Annotated in this window: 1 protein-coding gene; it reads left to right on the forward strand. The window is 41.0% G+C overall.

The genetic code is table 11. The features are described 5' to 3' along the window. Positions 1–127: 127 nt before the first annotated feature. Complete coding sequence (locus tag CH76_RS13275; RefSeq protein ID WP_036147379.1) at positions 128–1,285, forward strand: ISL3 family transposase; 1,158 nt, start codon at positions 128–130, stop codon at positions 1,283–1,285. Positions 1,286–1,316 lie beyond the last annotated feature (31 nt).

Here is a 1,316-nt window from a genome sequence, read left to right on the forward strand (position 1 = left end):
GGCTCATCACCATAAGTTGGGGTTGACTTACTAATAAGACCTTAATTTTCCAATAGTGTATAGAATAAAAGCGAAAACTCGTGTATCGTAATTGTTGATGAGACAAACCACGATAGGAGTTTTCGCTTTGTACACTAAGTTTATCAAATTGATGCTACCGTTACCATCTTTTTTTGAAATCGATTTATCATCAGAGGAAGAACCAAATGTTTTTCCTGTTAAAATTGCACCACAAACCATTCCTTGTCCAATTTGCCAAGGGGCTACTGTTTGTCACGATCGTTCCCGACGTCGTTTTCGCCACGGGTATGCTTGGCATATTGGTGTTCTTTGGATTGAATTATTCATACCTCGTCAACGTTGTAAAAATTGTGGATTTACGTTTGTGTTTGACTATGGATTAGGGCTTTTTCATTCCTCTACGGAATCTTTTCGCCGTGAAATCACAAAACGTTGCCATGGTCGCTCGATTGCAGACGTCGCACGTGAATATGCACTTCCATATACGACAGTTGAACGCTGGTTTTACATGTATGCACCCGAAGATATAGTTGAAGAAAATGCCAAACATATTTGTGTGGATGAATTCGCTTTACGTAAAGGACATAACTACGCGACAAGTGCCTTAAACGCTGAAACAGGAAGGATTTTAGCGATTGTACCTCACAGAGATCAAGACGCGATTGAATCACTTTTAAAGAAAGTCACAGGATCGATTCAAACCGCGGTAAGTGATTTCGCGGCGGCAATGGCAGGTGCCATCAAGTCTGTTTTTCCAACGGCAATTCATGTATTAGATCGATTTCATTTAGTACAGTTTTTTACCGATGCTCTACAGCGCAGAAGACGCTATTTAAACGATGCGAAACAGCACCACAAATCTCGATTTATCGACCGTTGTTTAGCACGAAAGCCGGAAGAATTAACGGAAGAAGAACGTGGGTTTGTGCGTGAGTGGCTACGGGAAGATTATCATACACAACATATCTATCAGGCATTGAATCATATGCGCTATGTGTTAAAAGCGACAACCGAAACCCAAGCGGAAAAGCGCTTAAAAGCTTGGTTGAAACGGTATCAATTTCATACAAGTGGTGTTGTTTCAAAGATTGCCAAAACCGTAATTGCCCATGAAAAAGCGATGATTCATACAATCATTTCACCTTTCTCAAACGGTATTATGGAGGGCACAAATAATAAAATAAAGCTCATCAAAAGACGTGGGTTTGGCTACCGAAATGATGACCGTCTTTTCCTACGTTTACGCTTGGAAACCGGTCATTGAATTTGTCATCCCCGGGATTTGGTGATGAGCC

It is taken from the genome of Lysinibacillus sp. BF-4 (genome assembly GCF_000743635.1).
In the GTDB taxonomy this organism is placed as follows: domain Bacteria; phylum Bacillota; class Bacilli; order Bacillales_A; family Planococcaceae; genus Metalysinibacillus; species Metalysinibacillus saudimassiliensis.